17 protein-coding genes are annotated in these 17,069 nt (G+C 68.0%); 9 read left to right on the top strand and 8 right to left on the bottom strand.

Going from position 1 to position 17,069, the window contains the following annotated elements; translation table 11 throughout:
• Positions 1-166 precede the first annotated feature (166 nt).
• A complete protein-coding gene (locus tag ACOACQ_RS12755) occupies positions 167-1,117 on the top strand; it encodes a LuxR C-terminal-related transcriptional regulator (protein ID WP_378607325.1) in 951 nt (316 codons plus the stop codon).
• A 135-nt stretch (positions 1,118-1,252) separates the two neighbouring features.
• On the opposite strand, the gene ACOACQ_RS12750 is transcribed toward ACOACQ_RS12755, so the two are convergent.
• From ACOACQ_RS12750 to ACOACQ_RS12730, 5 genes are read right to left on the bottom strand one after another with little or no spacing between them, the layout of a single operon-like run.
• Positions 1,253-1,567 (bottom strand): 2Fe-2S iron-sulfur cluster-binding protein, encoded by a 315-nt coding sequence (locus ACOACQ_RS12750; RefSeq protein WP_378607323.1) that lies wholly within the window; start codon positions 1,565-1,567, stop codon positions 1,253-1,255.
• On the bottom strand, positions 1,560-1,772 hold the full coding sequence (locus ACOACQ_RS12745) for a ferredoxin (RefSeq protein WP_378607321.1): 213 nt from the start codon (positions 1,770-1,772) through the stop codon (positions 1,560-1,562). The genes ACOACQ_RS12750 and ACOACQ_RS12745 overlap by 8 nt, the downstream gene beginning before the upstream one ends.
• 28 nt (positions 1,773-1,800) lie before the next feature.
• Positions 1,801-3,123: a cytochrome P450 gene (locus tag ACOACQ_RS12740; protein WP_378607319.1), complete on the bottom strand. Its 1,323-nt coding sequence runs from the start codon at positions 3,121-3,123 to the stop codon at positions 1,801-1,803.
• Positions 3,124-3,139: 16 nt separating this feature from the next.
• Positions 3,140-4,597 (bottom strand): aldehyde dehydrogenase, encoded by a 1,458-nt coding sequence (locus ACOACQ_RS12735; protein ID WP_420288404.1) that lies wholly within the window; start codon positions 4,595-4,597, stop codon positions 3,140-3,142.
• Between the two features lie 33 nt (positions 4,598-4,630).
• Positions 4,631-5,734 (bottom strand): NAD(P)-dependent alcohol dehydrogenase, encoded by a 1,104-nt coding sequence (locus tag ACOACQ_RS12730; RefSeq protein ID WP_378607315.1) that lies wholly within the window; start codon positions 5,732-5,734, stop codon positions 4,631-4,633.
• A 248-nt stretch (positions 5,735-5,982) separates the two neighbouring features.
• On the opposite strand from ACOACQ_RS12730, the gene ACOACQ_RS12725 reads away from it, so the two are divergent.
• Positions 5,983-6,996, top strand: coding sequence for an LLM class flavin-dependent oxidoreductase (locus ACOACQ_RS12725; protein ID WP_420288403.1), 1,014 nt, complete (start codon positions 5,983-5,985; stop codon positions 6,994-6,996).
• A 76-nt stretch (positions 6,997-7,072) separates the two neighbouring features.
• Positions 7,073-7,471, top strand: a complete 399-nt coding sequence (locus ACOACQ_RS12720) for a DUF2834 domain-containing protein (protein WP_378607310.1) — start codon at positions 7,073-7,075, stop codon at positions 7,469-7,471.
• Here ACOACQ_RS12720 and ACOACQ_RS12715 read toward each other — a convergent pair.
• Positions 7,456-7,917: a MaoC family dehydratase gene (locus tag ACOACQ_RS12715; RefSeq protein WP_378607307.1), complete on the bottom strand. Its 462-nt coding sequence runs from the start codon at positions 7,915-7,917 to the stop codon at positions 7,456-7,458. The two genes, ACOACQ_RS12720 and ACOACQ_RS12715, sit on opposite strands and share 16 nt — an antisense overlap.
• 124 nt (positions 7,918-8,041) lie before the next feature.
• On the opposite strand from ACOACQ_RS12715, the gene ACOACQ_RS12710 reads away from it, so the two are divergent.
• From ACOACQ_RS12710 to ACOACQ_RS12700, 3 genes are all read left to right on the top strand, one after another.
• Positions 8,042-8,560, top strand: coding sequence for a thioesterase family protein (locus tag ACOACQ_RS12710; RefSeq protein ID WP_378607304.1), 519 nt, complete (start codon positions 8,042-8,044; stop codon positions 8,558-8,560).
• A gap of 126 nt (positions 8,561-8,686) precedes the next feature.
• Complete coding sequence (locus ACOACQ_RS12705; protein WP_378607301.1) at positions 8,687-9,481, top strand: enoyl-CoA hydratase-related protein; 795 nt, start codon at positions 8,687-8,689, stop codon at positions 9,479-9,481.
• 9 nt (positions 9,482-9,490) lie between these two features.
• Positions 9,491-10,627, top strand: a complete 1,137-nt coding sequence (locus ACOACQ_RS12700; protein WP_378607298.1) for an acyl-CoA dehydrogenase family protein — start codon at positions 9,491-9,493, stop codon at positions 10,625-10,627.
• 49 nt (positions 10,628-10,676) lie between these two features.
• On the opposite strand, the gene ACOACQ_RS12695 is transcribed toward ACOACQ_RS12700, so the two are convergent.
• Positions 10,677-11,738: an NAD(P)H-dependent flavin oxidoreductase gene (locus ACOACQ_RS12695; protein ID WP_378607295.1), complete on the bottom strand. Its 1,062-nt coding sequence runs from the start codon at positions 11,736-11,738 to the stop codon at positions 10,677-10,679.
• A 102-nt stretch (positions 11,739-11,840) separates the two neighbouring features.
• On the opposite strand from ACOACQ_RS12695, the gene ACOACQ_RS12690 reads away from it, so the two are divergent.
• The 3 genes from ACOACQ_RS12690 to ACOACQ_RS12680 are packed head-to-tail and all read left to right on the top strand — an operon-like array spanning position 11,841 to position 15,313.
• Complete coding sequence (locus ACOACQ_RS12690; RefSeq protein ID WP_378607292.1) at positions 11,841-13,004, top strand: 2-hydroxyacyl-CoA dehydratase subunit D; 1,164 nt, start codon at positions 11,841-11,843, stop codon at positions 13,002-13,004.
• An 18-nt stretch (positions 13,005-13,022) separates the two neighbouring features.
• The gene (locus ACOACQ_RS12685) at positions 13,023-14,375 is read left to right on the top strand and encodes a 2-hydroxyacyl-CoA dehydratase subunit D (protein WP_378607289.1); all 1,353 of its coding nucleotides are present in this window, start codon (positions 13,023-13,025) and stop codon (positions 14,373-14,375) included.
• The gene (locus ACOACQ_RS12680; protein WP_420288402.1) at positions 14,372-15,313 is read left to right on the top strand and encodes an acyl-CoA dehydratase activase; all 942 of its coding nucleotides are present in this window, start codon (positions 14,372-14,374) and stop codon (positions 15,311-15,313) included. The genes ACOACQ_RS12685 and ACOACQ_RS12680 overlap by 4 nt, the downstream gene beginning before the upstream one ends.
• Before the next feature lie 59 nt (positions 15,314-15,372).
• Here ACOACQ_RS12680 and ACOACQ_RS12675 read toward each other — a convergent pair whose 3' ends face one another.
• On the bottom strand, positions 15,373-16,995 hold the full coding sequence (locus ACOACQ_RS12675; RefSeq protein WP_420288401.1) for an AMP-binding protein: 1,623 nt from the start codon (positions 16,993-16,995) through the stop codon (positions 15,373-15,375).
• Between the last annotated feature and the right edge of the window lie 74 nt (positions 16,996-17,069).

Raw genomic sequence — 17,069 nt, 5'->3', positions numbered from 1 at the left:
CCAGTTTCCTACAAATGGTCGGACCAAACAAGGCCCTACGCCGGGATACCTGGAAATCCTACTCAGGTACCTGTCCGGGGTGACTCCACGTGGCCTGGGTCATTGAAGGGGAGCATCGTGACGGTCGTCACAACATTTGGTCCAACCGTTTACTTCAGGAGGAATCGTGACCGCGCTCCCCGTGTCCACACCCCTACTTCTCGACCGGGTCGACCGACGTGATCACTCCCCGGCAGCCGCGCTCCGACGGGTCACCCGGGCGCTGGACGACCTCAAGGCCCTGACGACCGTCGACCAACTCGTGCAGCGGGCACCGGTTGCCCTGTGCCGGGTCGGCTTCGACCGGGCGATGATCTCCCGCGTGGTCGACTCGGACTGGGTGGTCGAGCGCTTCCACAGCGAGGTCGACCCCGTCCAGGCAGCGGAGATCACCGCTGCGGCACGCACCGAGAACCAGCGGCTCGGGCCGAATGTCATCGAGCTGGAGATGGTCCGGCGCCGGGTGCCGCTGCTCGTGGTCGACGTCAGCCGCGAGTCCCGCGTGAACCCCCGACTGGCCGCGATGACGGGCTCGAGCTCGTACGTCGCCGCCCCCATCGCACCTGATGGGGAAGTGGTCGGCTTCTTCCACGCCGACCGCCTCTGCGCCGCGCCCGTCACCGACTTCGACCGCGAGATCATCGCCCTGTTCGCGCAGGAGTTCGGGAACCTGATCGCGGCGGCCAGCCTGCGCGAACGTTTCGACCGGCTGCGCACGACGGTGGACAACCTCCGCTCGTCCCTGGGGGGGATGGTCGACGGATGTCTGGACGGTCCGATGGACCTGGTCAGCGAGAAGCAGGTGACGGGCGTCGCCGCCCACACGTCCGGACTGGCGCCCATGACGGGCCAGCGGCTCACCGGCGCCCCCGAGATCGACCGCCTGCTCTCCGAACGCGAGCGCGAGGTGCTCAAGCTGATGGCACTCGGCGAGACCAACGGACGCATCGCCAGCCGTCTGGTGATCACCGAAGGCACCGTCAAGTCCCACGTCCGGCACATCCTGCGCAAGCTCAATGCCGCCAACCGTGCCGAGGCGGTGTGCCGCTGGCTCCAGCGCCCCGGCGTGACTGTCTGAGCAGATCGACCACACGACCCCGGAGCCGGAGGCTTCGGGGTCGTGTTCCGTGCTGCAGCTCCTGGCTGCGTCTCGCGGCACGACGAAAGGCCCCGAACCCGGCAGGGATTCGGGGCCTTTGTCGGACCGTGTTCGTCAGCTCGTCGGTACGACGACCCGGGCGCCGCCGTTGCCTTCGCCCATGATCAGCTGGCAGGCCAGCCGTGAGTTCGGCTGCGAACCGTCGGCGAACTCGAGCAGGTCGCGCTCCTCGTCGGTCACCTCGTCGAAGTGACCCTCCCAGGCAGCGTCGACGTACACGTGGCACGTGGCGCAGGAGCAACTCCCGCCGCACTCGGCGACGATGCCCGGAAGGTTGTTCCGGACCGAGCCGTCCATGACGCTCTGGCCGGACGGGACGTCGATCGTCAGCTCGCGACCGTCGGCGAGCACGTAGGTCACCTCAGGCATGACTGGCCTCCTCGTCCTTCGCCAGCCGGAGAGCGCCGGTCGGGCACTCGTTGACGGCGTTCGTGACCCGCTCGAGGTCTCCCTCGGCGATCTCGGCGATCGCGACCTGGGTCTGGCCGTCCTCACCGATGACGAAGTAGTCCGGGGCGAGCTCGACACACGTCTCGACCCCACCGCAGGTGCCCTGCGTGTGCACGACCTTCATCGTCGTTCCTCCTTCTCCTGCGAGACGATCAGTTCAGCTCGAGGCGAACCGGGAGCCGCTTGATGCCCCCGACGAAGTTGGTCTGGGTCAGCTTGCGACCCTCGAGCAGCTCGATCGACTCGATACGGGGCAGGAGCTCTTCGAACATGATCCGGAGCTCCTGCTTGGCCAGGTGCTGGCCGATGCACATGTGCGGGCCGTAGCCGAAGGCGATGTGCTTGTTGGGACGGCGCTCGAGGTCGAACGAGTCCGGGTCCTCGAAGACGTCGACGTCCCGGTTGGCCGACTGGTAGAGCGGCATGATCCGGTCGCCGGCCTTGATCTCGACGCCGCTGAGCACGGTGTCGACACGGGCACGACGCATGAAGTGCTTGACCGGGGACGCCCAGCGCAGCGCCTCGTTGACCAGGTCCGGGATGAGTGCCGGGTTGGCCTTCACCTTGGCGAGCTGGTCCGGGTTCTGGCCGAGTGCCTCGATCGCGCCGGTGATGGTGGCCGACGTGGTGTCGTGCCCGGCCGTGGCAATCGCCATGAACCAGCCGTAGGCGAACGTGTTGGGGTAGAACTCCCCGTTCTCCATCTTGGCGTTGGCGATGAGCGACGACAGGTCGTCGCGCGGGTTGGCGCGACGATCGGCAACCATGCCCTCGAAGTACCCGCAGAAGTCCTGGAAGGCCTGCGCGAACTGCTGGGCCATTGCCTCGGGACTCTGGACGACGTCGTCACGCTGCAGGTCGGGGTCAGCGACTCCGAAGAACTCCTGGGTGAGCTTCATCATCCGCGGCTCTTCCTCCTCGGGAACACCGAAGAGGGTCATGATGACGTGGAGCGGGAAGTACAGCGCGAAGTCCTCGATGAAGTCGATCTCGTTCGTACCCTTCTTCAGGTACTTCTCGATCGCCTCCGTGGCGAGGGTCCGGATCTGGTCCTCCCACTGCTTGAGGTTGGTCGGACGGAACCAGGCACCGGCGATGTCCTTGACCGCGGTGTGCTCCGGCGGGTCGAGGTAGGGAAGCGCGTCCATGATCCGGAGGCTGCCGCCGGTCAGGCTCTTGGTGAAAGCGTCACCGGCCTGGTTGGTCAGGATCGGGTTGTGGTCGCCCGGCTCCTCGTGGCCACCCGCGGTGAAGAGCTCCGTGTTGCGCTCGACCTCCATGATGTCGGCGTGGGTGCTCACCAGCCACAGGTCGTCGAAGCCCTCGACGCTGGCCTTGCCGACCGGCATGTTCTCGCGCAGCCACTGGTAGGCCGCGAACAGCTTGTCGTGGTCGGAGTGACCCTCCGGCAGCACGATCTGTGCCGCGATGTCGTCCGGGACGATGTGCGTCGTCGTCTCATCGATGACAGTCATCTGGTTGCTCCTCGGTTCAGTTCGCCACGACGGGCGGGAGGTAGATGGTCTGGAGGGTCTGGAACGCGACGAGGCCCTCGGGGCCCAGCTCGCGACCCATTCCGCTGGACTTGATGCCACCGAACGGTGCGGTCGGGTCGTTGACGTAGTGGTTGACGCCGATCGTTCCGGTCCGCACCTTGCGCGCGAACGCCTCGCCACGCTCCATGTCGGCGGTCCACACGGACCCACCGAGGCCGTAGTCGGTGCCGTTGGCGATCTGCACGGCCTGCGCTTCGTCGCCGTAGGGGATCACCGCAAGGACGGGACCGAAGATCTCCTCCTGGGCGATCGTGTGGTTCGGGTCGACGTCAGCGAAGACCGTCGGCTGCACGAACCAGCCCCTGTCGCGGTCGGCAGGCCGACCACCACCCGCGACGAGCTTGCCGCCGTCGGAGCTTCCCTTGACGATGTAGGACTCGACACGCTCTCGCTGGCGAGCCGAGACGAGCGGGCCGATCTGCGTGGTGCGGTCGAGCGGGTCGCCGATCACCAGGTTCGACGCCAGACCGGCGATGGTGTCCACGACCTCGCTGTAGCGGCTCTGCGGCGCGAGGATCCGCGTGCCGAGCCAGCAGATCTGGCCGTTGTTGAGCAGGGTCGAGGCGAAGAAGCTCTCGATGTTGCCGAGCAGGTCCGCGTCGTCGAGCACGATCGCAGCGGACTTGCCGCCGAGCTCGAGCGTGACAGGGCGGAGAAGGCGGCCGCAGGTCTCGGCGATCGCCCGACCAGCGGCGGTCGAACCCGTGAAGCTGACCTTGTCGACACCGGGGTGCTCGACCAGGTAGGCGCCGAGCTCGCGACCGCCGGGGACGATGTTGAGGACACCCTCGGGCAGTCCGGCAGCAACAGCAGCCTCCGCCATCAGGAACGCGTCGAGCACGGTCTCGGGGGCGGGCTTGAGCACGACGGTGCAACCTGCGGCCAGCGCAGGCGCGATCTTGAGGAACGTGATCCCTTGCGGCACGTTCCACGGAACGATCGCAGCGACGACCCCGATCGGCTGGCGGCGAATGACCGCGGTGCCACCGAGCATTCCGGGACGACGCTCGTCGGCCTGGTCGACGACCAGCTGGCTGTAGTAGCGCAGCAGGAGGGGTGGGAAGGGGATCTCGAAGGCCTCGGCGACGACGATCGGCATGCCGTTCTGCTGGCTGACGCGCGAAGCCGTTTCGGGTCCGCGCTTCTCGAGCTCGTCGGCGAAGCGCAGCAGCACTTCCTGGCGACGAGCCGGCTCCCAGTTGCCCCAGGAGTCAGGTCCGTCGAACGCCCGGCGGGCGGCGTCGACTGCCGCGTCGATGTCGGCCTCGACACCCTCGGGAACGGAGCCGATCGTCGCCTCCGTCGTTGCCGAGCGGACGTCGATCCGGGCCGATCCGGCCGGCGTGCGCCAGTCTCCGGCCACGTAGAGCTTGTCGTATTCCATCGTGCTCATCTGGTCACCTCGTGAAGTCGTGGGGATGGGGGGTCAGCCGTGGGTGAGGACGATCTTGATGCCCTCACCTGCGTGCTGGGCCGCGATGGCCTCGTTGAGCTCGCTGAACGGCCGCTTGGTGATCAGGCGGTCGAACGGGAACTTGCCTGCGGAGTGCAGAGCGAGGAGCTCGGGGATGAACTCGTCCGGGTTGGAGTCGCCCTCGACGATGCCGATCACCTTGGCGCCGAGCACCTGCGCGCCCATCATCGGAACGAACATGACGGCTTCGGGGTCGGCCGGAACACCGATCAGGCCGATCGTGCCGCGGTAGCCCAGCGACGCGAAGGCCTCACCGAGTACGGCGACGTTGGCCGTGGTGTCGAGGACGTAGTCGACGCCCGCGGGGATGATCGCGCGGACCTGCTCGGAGACCGGACCGGCGGCGGGGTCGATGGCGTGCGTGGCGCCGAGCTCGAGAGCCAGCTCGCGGCGGGCAGCCACCGGCTCCACGACGATGATGGTGCTCAGGTTGCGGGCGACGGCGGCCAGGGCGCCCGAGAGGCCGACCGAACCGCCGCCCATGACGAGGAGTGCCTCGCCCGCCTGGGCGTCGAAGCTGTTCATCACCGCACCGGCACCTGTCTGCACGCCGCAGCCGAGCGGTCCGACGATGCTGAGGTCCGCGTCGTCGGCCAGCTTCACGACGTTGCGCTGGTTGGCGATCGCGGCCGTGGCGAAGGACGACTGGCCGAAGAAGTTGCTACCGAGCGGCGCGCCGCCCTGGGACAACGCAGAGGTGCCGTCGGGGCGGACGCCGCCGAAGTTGAGGGCCATGAAGCTGGCGCAGTAGCCGGGCTCGCCCTTCTTGCAGGACGCACACTCGCCACAGTTGTTGAACGACATGGCGACCTTGTCGCCGACGGCGACCTTCGTGACACCGTCACCGATCGCCTTCACGACGCCGGCACCTTCGTGGCCCACGACGCCGGGCATCGGGAAGGGCAGGTGCCCGTGCTGCGCGGCAACGTCGGTGTGGCACAGGCCGACGGAGGCGATCTCGACGAGGACCTCGCCGGACTGCGGGTCGCCGATCTCGACGTCCTCGATGACGAAGTCGCCACCGATCTCGTGAATGACGGCTGCCTTGATCTGCATGGCTGATCCCTTCGTGAGGTGCTCGAGAGTGTGCGGATGCCGGGCGGCCCACCGCCGCTCCAGGAACTCTTCGAAGTGTTTCCTCCGTCACATTGGCCGGGCATCCCCCTTCAGGCAGATCGCCATGTGCCGTTGGGCCCGCGAGAAGTGGCCGAGGTGTCTCGTTCGGGGGCTCCGGGTGGCGAGATCTCCATCGCCGGGCAGCCGTCGGCGTTGCCACGGATCGACACCTGCACGACAGTGAGGACGTGACGACACGAGGCATCACCGTGCTGGCCGGAGGGCTGGCGGAGACGGTGGAAATCACCAAGGCAGCCGACCAGGCCGGATTCGACGGCGCATGGTCCGGCGAGTTCCTCAACCGCTCTGCCGTGGTGTCGGTGGCCGCGATGGCGGCTGCGACGGAGAAGATCGGCGTCGGCACCGCGATTGCGTACGCCGTCGGCCGCTCGCCGCTGGTGCTCGCCAATGACGCGCGCTTCCTCGACGAGATGAGCGGCGGCCGGCTCACCCTCGGCCTCGGCACCGGGACCCGCGGCATGATGGTCGGGTGGCACGGCGTCACCGACCCCGACGGACCTGCCAGCCGCATGGAGGAGCTCATTCCCCTGCTGCGCCGGCTGTGGAAGCTGCACGAGGGTCCGGTCAAGCACGAGGGCCGCTTCTACACCTGCGACATCACCCCGACCGCCGACATCGAAGCGCCCCTGCGGCCCGAGATCCCGATCTACACGGCCGGGGTCAACGCACGGATGATCGAGGTCGCGGGCCGCGTGTCCGACGGGTTGATCTGCCACCCGACGCTCACCGACCAGTACCTCGACGAGATCGCGCGCCCGGCCATCGAGAAGGGGGCGCAGGTGACGGGCCGCAACGCGGCCGACGTCCACCTCAAGGGCGTCATCATCACCTCGATCCACGACGACCCAGCCGTTGCCCGGCGCGAAGCCGCAGCGCAGCTCGCGTTCTACATTGCACCGAAGGCCTACGGCCCGGTGATGGAGGCGTCCGGCTTCGGCGACGAGGCGGTGGCGATCCAGGCGGCGTTCCGTGCCAAGGACCACGAGGCGATGATCGCTGCGGTTTCCGACCGGATGCTCGACGAGATGGCGGCCGCCGGCACCCTCGACGAGGTGCGCGACCGCGTCGCACTGCTGGAGAAGCGCTACGACCACGCAGCGCTCTACTCGCCCAGCTTCACCATGGCCGCGGAGCGGGTTCGCGAGAACACCTTCGCCATCATCGAGGCCTTCCGCCGCTGAGGATGGACCGAAAGGCGGAGCGCTCCACCCCCGCGGGCTGATTCGACACCTCGGCGCTCTTCGTAGCGTGGCCGACATGACCACGAACCTCCGCCACGCGGCGTATCTCATTGCCGGAATCGTCGCCCTCGTGCTGACCTGGCCGCACGCCTTCGACTGGATGGACGACGGCGGCAACATCCTGAACCCGCTCGACTTCTTCGGCGATGCCATCGACGCCGGAGGGACCGCAGCCTTCCTCAGCATCGACATGCTGATCGCGTGGGCGGTCTTCATGGTCTGGGTCGTCACCGACAGCGTGCGCATCGGCCTGGGACAGAAGTGGGGCTGGTTCTTCGTCGTGCTGTCCTACATCGGCGTCTCGATGGCGTTCCCGGTCTACCTGGTCACGCGCGAGCGCTTCCTCGACCGCCAGGGGCAGCAGCACGGCGAGGCTTCCCTCACGCTGGCTGCGAGCGATCAGTCTCTCGGATAGGTCAGGTAGATCGACTCCCCGACCATCGCAGGGCGATCCTGGCCGTTGACCTCCACCTTCAGCGCGACGCGGTACTGGACACCGCCGTCCTCTCGACGTACGCCTTCGGGGATCGACGCGGTCAGCCGGATCTCCGCATCGACGGGCACCGCTGCGGTGAACCGCACCTTGTCGAGGCCGTAGTTCGTGCCGCGGCCGTGGTCGGTGATGACCATCAGCTTCTTCAGCATCGACGGCACCAGCGAGAGCGTGAGATAGCCGTGCGCGATGGTCTTGCCGAACGGCCCCTCGGCGGCACGCTCGGCGTCGACGTGGATCCACTGGTGGTCATCGGTCGCGGTGGCGAAGGTGTCGATGCGTTCCTGCTCGAGCCGCTGCCACGGAGAGGAACCCAGGTCCAGGTCCTTGGCTTCGGCGAGTTCGGCAACAGTGATCTCCAGCGTCATGGCCCCACCGTGGGCCAACGCGGCGCCGGGGTCAAAGAAGGAGTCACCCGGCGGCTGTCGCGGTCCACAGTGATGCGGCCCGCTCGGCGCGCCAACGGGCACAGCCACGTTCTAGGTTGCAGGGATGAGCACCACCGCCTTGCCGTCGTACGACGAAGTCCGCGAACTGCCTGCGCTGCTGGAAGGCGAGGTCACGCCCGACTTCATCGATCTCAACGGCCACATGAACATCCGGCACTACCTCGACGCCGGCGCCCTGAGCGCCGACCACCTGTGCCGCCAGATCGGGATCGACGACGCCTACCGCGCAGAGCGGCGCCTCGGTGTGTTCACCGCCGAGCACCACATCCGCTACTTCACCGAGATGCACGAGGGCGGGAGGTTCACCGTGCACACGACGCTCGTCGACCGCTCGGCACGGGCCGCACACCTGCTGTCACTCATCCTCGACCGAGAAGCCGAGGCCTTGTCGTGCACGGTCGAGATCCTCCTGGTCGGTGTGGGCATGGACACCCGCCGGCCGGCGGAGTTCCCGGAGGACGTCGCCGCCCGGATGGACGCCTTGATCAGGCAGGGCGCCGGACTCTCCTGGCCACTCCCGTTGTCGGGCGCGATGGGAATCCGGCGCACGGCCCGGACGTAAGACCGCGGAATTCCAACGCGTCGGGGCTTGTGAACGATCGTTTACAGGCCTATTGTTACAAATGGTCAGGCCAAAGCCGACCCCCGAAACTGCCGCCGACGGCAATCGACGAGAAGGACCGCCACCATGGACAACTTCACCGACATCACCTACGAGGTCGAGAACGGCCTCGCCTGGATCACCATCAACCGCCCCGACCGGTTCAACGCGTTCCGCGCGCAGACCGTCGACGAGCTCGTCCTCGCCTTCAAGCGGGCCTGGGCGAGCAACGAGGTCGGCACCATCTGCCTGACCGGCGCGGGCGACAAGGCGTTCTGCGCCGGCGGCGACCAGAAGCAGCGGATGGAGACCGGTGACTACGGCCCGTCGGTGAGCGGCCTGTTCGAGGTCGAGGCCCTCCACCGCGTGATGCGTGACGTCCCCAAGCCGGTGATCGCAGCCGTCAACGGCCTCGCCATCGGCGGCGGCCACGTCCTGCACGTCCTCGCGGACCTCACCATCGCCGCGGACACCGCCAGCTTCGGCCAGAACGGTCCCCGCGTCGGAAGCTTCGACGCCGGCCTCGGCTCGGGTTACCTCGCGCGCGTCGTCGGCGAGAAGCGCGCCCGCGAGATCTGGTTCATGCTCCGTCGCCTCAGCGCCGAAGAGGCGCTGGACTGGGGCCTGGTCAACAAGGTCGTCCCGGCCGCCGACCTCAAGGACGAGGTCCGCGCGTGGGCCGACAACATGAACTCCTTCTCCCCCACTGCACTCAAGGTGCTCAAGCAGTCGTTCAACCAGGACACCGAGCACTTCGTCGCCCTCGGCCAGTCCGCGGTCACCACCCTCAAGCTCTTCGGCGAGACCCCCGAGGCCAAGGAGGGCATCACCGCGTTCAACGAGAAGCGCAAGCCTGACTTCTCGCAGTACCGCGGAAACTGAGCGCCCGCGATGAGGTTGGACAGCGACCGCCTCGAGTTCGCCGAGCACGTCCACAACTTCAGCGAACGTGAGTGCGGCACCCTCGCGCAGCGTGATGCCCTCACCGACAACGAGACCAACGCGACCAGTTTCGAACTGCTCGCCAAGATGGCGAAGCTCGGTTGGCTCGGCGTCTCGCTGCCTGAGGAGTACGGCGGCGGTGGTGCCGGTTTCGTCGACGAGTGTGTGTTCATCGAGGAGGCGCACCGTGGCCTCATCCCTGGCCTCCTCGCCTACACGACAGGGCTGACGGCCGCTCAGACGTACCTCAAGTGGGGCAACGAGGAGCAGAAGAAGACGATCGTCACCAACCTCGCCTCGGGCAAGGTCGAGGCGATCGCACTCTCCGAGCCGGGCACCGGCTCGGACCTCGGCGCCGTCACCTGCAAGGCCACTCGCGACGGGGACGAGTACGTCATCAACGGCCAGAAGACGTGGATCTCCGTGGCCCATGTGGCCGAGCACATGCTCGTGCTCGTCCGCGAGGACTCCTCCGGCCCCAAGCACACCGGGCTGACCCTGCTGATGGTTCCGTGCGACACCCCGGGCATCGAGATGCGCGAGGTGCGGACCATGGAGGCACGCACCTGCAACGACGTCTTCTTCACCGACGTCCGGGTTCCGGTGTCGGCGGTCGTCGGCGAGGCCGGACAGGGGTGGAAGCACCTGATGCGTGGCCTGAGCGTGGAACGAATGATCATCGCGGCGTTCAGCATCGGTGCTGCACGACGCTCGCTGGACGATGCGGTCGCGTACATGCGCGAGCGTGAGGCGTTCGGCCAGTCGATCGCCTCCTTCCAGGCGCTCCGGCACCGGGTGGCGGACCTCGCCACCGACATCGCCACCACACGCGCGTTCATCTACGACATCGCCCAGGCGATCGACGACGGCCAGGAGGACGAGCTCGCCTCGGCCTCCGCCATGGCCAAGATGCGCGCCACGGAGGTCGCGAAGGCGGCTGCCCTCGAGGGCATGCAGCTGATGGGGGGCGCCGGCTACACGCGCGAGTACGGCATGGAGTTCCAGGTCCGTCGTGCCCTGGCCCCGCCGATCTTCGGCGGCACCAACGAGATCCAGCGGGAGATCATCGCCAAGGCGATCTTCTGAGTTCGAACGCAGAGCGCCTCCCCGTCTCCGGGGAGGCGCTCCGTGCTGTTCAGACCCCGACCGCCACGGGCACCTGCAGCGAGGCGACAAGGCCCTGAAGGACGTCGGCCGCCTCCTGCGCCATCCGCGGGACGAACTCGGCGACGTCGACGAGCTCGTTGATCGCCGAGGCCACCTGTCCGGTCATGACCAGGCTGTTGACGGTGTCGCCGGTCGTCTGCGCGCGCTGCATCGACTCGATCTTCCACCGGACCATGGCGACCGGATCGGCGGGAGCGTCGCTGTCTCCGTGGGCGAGCAACTCCTCGGACGCCGCGTTGCGCAGGCCGCGGCACGGTCCGTAGACACCGTCGAAGGCGACGTCGTCACCTTCCTTCGCGTCGAGCAGGGCCTGGATGTAGTCCGGGTGCCAGTCCGAATTCGCCGTGCTGGTGATGAAGCGGGTCCCCATCGCGACGCCGTCCGCACCCATGGCGAGCGCAGCCGCCAGTCCACGCCCGTCGCGGGCACCCCCGGTGAGCAGGACCGGTACGTCGACAGCCTCGGTGATGCTCGGCACGAGCACGTAGGTGTGGACCTTGGCCGCCGGCGCGTGGCCACCCATCTCGAATCCCGCTGCGATGACGACGTCGACACCGGCCTCTGCTGCCTTCACGGCCTGCCGGGTCGCACCCACCTTGTGCTGATGGATCATCCCGGCGTCCTTGATCATCGCGATGTAGTCGCCGGGGAAACCCGCTGAGGTCGTCATCACGGTGAGCCGACGAGCGATCTCACTGTCGTTGCGTCGCGCCTCGAGCACCATCCGGATGTAGCTGTCGGTGAAGGGGAGGACCTTGCCAGCCGCATCGACGCCGACGGGGATGTTGACGGCGAACGGTCGGTCCGTCAGCGACGCGCACTCCTCGATGTGCTCGCGGAACGTCCGCGCCCCGCTCTCGATGTCCTCGGGCATGCCGGGCATGGAGACCGTGCCGAGACCACCGGCGTTGGACACCGCAGCTGCGAGTCGCGGGGTCCGGAACGGCCCGAGACCCTCCTGCACGATCGGGTGCTGGACGCCGACGAGACGGGTCCAGCGGTTGCTGATGGGGCCTGCGTTGATGCTCATTCATTGCTCCTCAGGGGTTCACGAACCTTGTCCTCATGTTCTACACTCATGGTGACTGAATATCCAGATCCGTCAAACATGAATCTCAGGAGTGACACCCAGATGAGCGCCGGAACCACAGCACTGGAGGCATTGCGGGCCGTCGCCCGCGACCCACGAAGCCACATCCAGTCCTGGCGAGCTGCGCACCCGGACCGCAAGGTGCTCGGGGTCCTGCCGATGAACTTCCCGCGCGAGCTCGCCCACGCCGCCGGCGTACTCGCGGTGATCGTTCCCGACGACCAGGAGCCGGTGACCGAGGGCCGGGCGTTCCTGCCGGAGTTCTACTGCGGCTACACCCGCAACCTCGCCGACCAGGCCGCCACCGGCCGCTTCGACCTGTACGACGCCCTGTTCGTCGCCGACCACTGCATCCAGCTGCTCGGCTCGGCCGACGTCGTACGCGCGCTGGAACCGACCCGGCCGGTCTTCCTGGGCCAGCTCATCAGCTCCATGAGTGACCCGTGGGCCGGCCGGAAGACGGCGGAGATGATGGGCAACCTCCGCCAGGAGGTGGAGACCTTCGCTGGAGCGGCCATCGACGACAGCGCACTGCAAGCGAGCATCCGCTCCTTCAACCGCGACCGCGACCTGATGCGCCAGATCTTCGACGCACGCACCGCCGGGGACACCTCGTTCAGCCCGGTCGAGCTGCAGGACATCGTCGCCTCGGCGCAGGTCATGGACCCCGACGAGCACCACGACCTGCTCGCCCAGGTGGTCGCCGACCGCACGCCCCGGACCCGCGACGGCCGGATCCGGGTGCACCTGTCCGGCCACCTGTGCCACGCGCCGCGCCGCGAGCTGCTCGAGGTCATCGAGGAGGTCGGCGCCGTGATCGTCGACGACGACCTGTGGACCGGCCGCCGGTATCTCCAGACCGGCATGGACGAATCGCTTCCCCCGATGGACGCCCTCGCCCAGTGGTACGGCGGCCGCAACACGGCACTGCCCTGCCCGACCCGTGTCCAGCACGACGTCGACTGGGACCGCTGGCTCCTCGATGCCGTCCAGCGCAGCGGAGCCGAAGCCGTCGTCCACCTGATGCCGAAGTTCTGCGAGCCGCACATGCTCTATTACCCGGAGCTGCGCCGCGCCCTCGACGAGGCCGGCGTTCCCCAGCTCCTCATCGAGACCGAGCACGAGGGCATCCCCCTCGAGTCCTTCCGCACCCGGCTCGAGGCGCTGATCGAGCGCACCCATCGCAACCGTCCTGCCTACGCCTGACCCGATCGAGGAGTCCTGATGACCGCCACCCTGAACACCCCCGACGCCCCCACGACCGACCGCACGAACCGCCTCACCTCCACCCGCCAGGGCGGCCGCATGGTCGCGGAGTACTGGGACGACCTCTTCACCGCACGCGAGCGAGGCAAGCAGATCGTCTGGTACAACGGCGGTGCCTTGAACCCGATCTTCCAGGCTGCGGGCCTGGCCTGGTGCCACGGCGAGGCGTTCGCCGCCCGGCTGGCGGCCCAGGGGCTCGAGGGTCCGGCACAGCTCGCCGGAGCGGAACACGGCTACAACGCGGAGCTCTGCTCCTACTCGCGCACCCACCTGGGCTGCGCGGTCCTGACCGTCCAGGGCGACGAGGGCATCAACACCGGCGTGGTCGGCGCGCACGACCAGGCCGAGCTCGCCGCGCGACTGCCTGCCCCGGACTTCTTCGTCAACAACTACGCAGGTTGCAGCACCGGTCAGCAGTGGGACGAGATCTCGTACCGGGTCTTCGACAAGGAGGTGCCGATCTTCAACATCTCCCACCCGTTCCTGTGGGGAAACAAGCCCGACTCGGGCTACCTCAAGGGCGAGGAGTGGGAGTCCGCGTCCCACTACGTGCGGGACCAGCTGCTCGACCTGATCAAGTGGCTCGAGGAGAAGACCGGCAACCCGTTCGACTGGGACATGCTGCGCGAGTCGATGACCTACATCAAGAAGGCCGCCGAGCTGCGCCGCGAAGGCCTCGAGCTCTGCAAGGCCAAGCCGGCGCCGGCGACCTTCTGGGACTGGATCTCCGCCATCGCCCCGATCAACTTCCTGCCCGGCAACCAGGAGCTCGTCGACTACTTCCAGTCGGTTCGCGACGAGATCCAGGACCGCGTCGACAAGGGCATCTCCGGCGTCGAGAACGAGAAGTACCGGGTGTACTTCGACGGCATCATGAACTGGAACAAGCTCGGGTTCCTGTCGCGCAAGTTCGCCGAGCACGGCGTCGCGGTCATCGCCGGCCGCTACATCACCAACGCCTTCTGGCAGGAGCCGCAGCTGATCGACACCGAGGACCCGCTGCTCGGCATGGCCCAGCACTACCTGCTGTGCCCCACCAACCACGGCACCAAGACCCTCGACTACCTCACCCTGCGCGACTGCGAGGAGTACGGCGTCGACGGCATCGTCTTCCACTCGACCCGGACCTGCCGGGCGTTCACCGGACCGCAGCGCCTGCTGGCCCGATCAGCCCAGAACAACCTCGGGATTCCCTCGATCTTCTTCGAGGGCGACGTCGCCGATGCCTCCTTCTACAAGGAGGAGATCCTCGAGAGCCGGCTCGCCGCGATGCTGGAGGGGATCGACGTCAAGAGGACGCAGAACTCATGACGACAGGCCCGTTCTATCTCGGCGTCGACCTCGGATCGACGACGGCCAAGGCCGTCGTGATCGATGGCGACGGCGAGATCGTGTCGTCGAGCACCATCGCCATGGGCGCCGTGTCGCGGGCCGGCATGCAGAGGGCCGTCGACGAAGCGCTCGCCTCCGCCGGGATCACCACCGCCGACCTGTCCGGCACCATCTCGACCGGCTACGGCCGGCGACTGGTGCCGGGCGCGCAGCGGACCTTCACCGAGATCACCTGCCACGCCCGCGGCACGTCCGCGATGGTCCCGGGGGTGCGCCTGGTGATCGACATCGGCGGACAGGACTCCAAGGCAATCACCGTTGACGATGACGGCCTGGTGCAGGAGTTCGCCATGAACGACAGGTGCGCAAGCGGAACCGGCCGGTTCTACGAGGTGCTGGCCCAGTCCATTGACGTGCCGCTCGAGGAGGTCGGCGCACTGGCCCTGACCGGGAGCAACGACCTCGAAGTGTCGACGATGTGCGCCACCTTCGCGGAGACCGAGATCGTGTCGCTGCTCGCACAGGACGCCCCGATCGCGGACATCGCTTCGTCCGTCCACCGCGCCATCGCGGCGCGAACCCTCGCACTGGTGGCCCAGGTGGGGCGCCACACTCCCGTGGTGCTCACCGGCGGAGTCGCCCAGAACCCCGCAGCAGTGGCCTTCCTGGCCCGCGCGCTCAACACCGAGGTGCTCGTTCCCCCGCACCCGCAGATCACCGGTGCGTACGGCGCCGCACTTCTCGCCCGGGACGCCGACAAGCGCGGACGTGTCGTGGTGGACGACGTCGCCGGTGCGGACGAGCTCTTCCCGCGTCCCAGCCAGCCGCACTCGTGCGGCTCGTGCGACGGAACCCTGACCAGCGCCAGCACTCCCACCAGCGTGGACCTGGGACTGCCCATCCGCCTCGGCGGCTGACCCCAAACGACAACGCGCCCCGTCCGGTCCGGACGGGGCGCGCTGTCGTCGTTCGCGGCTCAGGACGCAGGCTGGCGCACCTCGTCGAACTGGAGGGCGCCGGCCGCGGCCTGGTCGCGCAGCAGGAACTTCTGGATCTTGCCGGTCGGCGTCATCGGCAGCTCGTCGACGAACGACCAGTACGTCGGCGTCTTGTGCGGCGCGATCTGCTCGCGGACGAACGCCGTCAGCTCCGCCACGGTCGGCCGCTCGTGGCCGGCGCGCAGGCGCAGCACGGCGCCCACCTGCTCGCCCCACCGTGCATCCGGGACACCGATCACGGCAGCGGTCTCGATCGCAGGGTGCTCGATCAGCACGGCCTCGATCTCGGCCGGGTAGAGGTTCAACCCGCCGCGGAGGATCATGTCGCGCACCCGGCCGGTCACCTTCAGGAAGCCCCGTCCGTCCATCGAGCCGACGTCGCCCATGTGCAGCCAGCCGTCGGCATCGATCGTGTCCGCGGACTCCGCGGGCATCTCGTAGTAGCCGCGCATGTTCTGGTAGCCGCGCACACAGATCTCGCCCTCGGCCCCGATGGGGACCGGCACCCCCGTCTCGGCATCGGCGATCTTCACCTCGAGCTGGGGAAGCGGCTGGCCGACGGTGTCGGCCTGGTCCTGTGGAGCGTCAGTGACGCGGGTCTGGCTGATCACGCCGTGCGTCTCGGTCTGGCCGAACAGGATCGTGAAACCGCAGTCGAGCTGAGTCGTCGTACGGCGAACGAGGGCCGCCGGCACGGAGGCAGCGCCGCTGAGGATGGTCTTCACGGAGGTGAGATCGCGGGTCGCGGAATCGGGGTGGTCGAGCAGCGCGATCAACATCGTCGGGACGACGAGCGTGTGCGTGCCGCCGTACGACTCGAAGGCCTCGAGCAGCTGCGCGGGGTCGAATCCGGGGAGCAGCACGAAGGTCCCGCGGCGGGCCCAGGCCCCGAAGGACGTCACCGCGCCGCCGCCGATGTGGTACATCGGCATGGCGTTGACGTAGACGTCGCCGTCGTCGAACGCGGCCCGGTCGGCGACGAAAGTGGCCTCGTTGACCAGGCCCATGTGGTGCAGCATCGCGCCCTTCGGGAAGCCCGTGGTGCCTGAGGTGTACTGGATCTGGATGATGTCCTCCGGATCGATCTCCGGCAGCACGGTTGCGGGATCTGCGCTCTCGAGGAATGCCGACCAGTCGCTGAACGAGTGGACGTCGTGCAGCTCGGGAAGGTCCCCGCGGATGCTCTCGACCATCGCGCGCATGTCGAAGCCACGGAAGTCGTCGACACAGAACACGGCGCGCGCGCCGGACTGCTTCAGGACGAAGGCCATCTCCCGGGTGCGGTAGGCCGGGTTGAGGGCGACGAGGACCATCCCGGCCATCGCGACGCCCTGCTGGAGGATGATCCAGTCGGCACTGTTCGGCGCCCAGACCGCGATCCGCTCACCGGGCTCATAGCGCTGGGTCAGGGCGCGCGCGACGCGCTCCACGTCCCCGACGAACTGCGCATACGTCCAGGTCCGGCGCTCCGCCGGATCGACCACGCAGTCCACGAGCGCAAGGCGCTCGGGCACCGTCTCGGCGGCGTGCCGCAGCAGGTCGCACACCGTGACGGCGCGTACCTCACCCGGCTCCGCGGGCCAGTGGGAAGTCTCCAACATCGGTCTCTCCTGAATGCAGCACCTGGATCGTCGCCCGCCCGAGTCGAGTGACCTGTGTCACGCCTACGTTAGGT

The organism is Nocardioides sp. CPCC 206347 (genome assembly GCF_048654605.1).
GTDB lineage: Bacteria > Actinomycetota > Actinomycetes > Propionibacteriales > Nocardioidaceae > Nocardioides.
This window is presented reverse-complemented; position numbering and strand designations above follow the sequence as displayed.